This window comes from Pseudophaeobacter profundi (assembly GCF_029697505.1).
In the GTDB taxonomy this organism is placed as follows: domain Bacteria; phylum Pseudomonadota; class Alphaproteobacteria; order Rhodobacterales; family Rhodobacteraceae; genus Pseudophaeobacter; species Pseudophaeobacter profundi.
On record NZ_JARJEF010000086.1, the window covers coordinates 1 to 419 of the forward strand.

General features: G+C 42.2%; 1 protein-coding gene. It reads right to left on the reverse strand.

What is annotated here, in order from left to right; translation table 11 throughout:
• Positions 1–352 (reverse strand): hypothetical protein (locus tag P2081_RS20385; protein WP_278924617.1); only part of this gene is annotated, 352 nt, incomplete at its 3' end.
• Positions 353–419: the final 67 nt, after the last annotated feature.

Genomic DNA, 419 nt, shown 5'->3' on the forward strand with positions numbered 1-419 from the left:
TTTCAGCAGTTTTACAGCCAGATGTTTCAGCATTCAGGAGCAAATCCAATCCTGACACCTTGTAGTATGCTTCTTGTACAAGAGATGTGACACTATTCCACTGTTTACTGTATTTGCTGGTTATCGAGTTCAAACACTTCAGTTCCTGATTGGGGTTTTTCGAGTACCTCGTACAAGCAGATCCCGATGAAATCATTTGGTCAACGGTGTCATTTAGACTTTTAATGGCTTCCACAGCTTGCTCGACTAAGGGTTGGACCAGTTCCATGCTGTGTGTCATATTGCCGCAGGCGGCCAATTCGTTTTCACTGTCAGAAATGGTTTGCTCTACATCCATCTCGACAGACTGCATGCAGTACTCATCAGTGACATTCTTGTATTTAGTATTTATATCTTCAAAGCAAGTGGTCAAGTTTGAT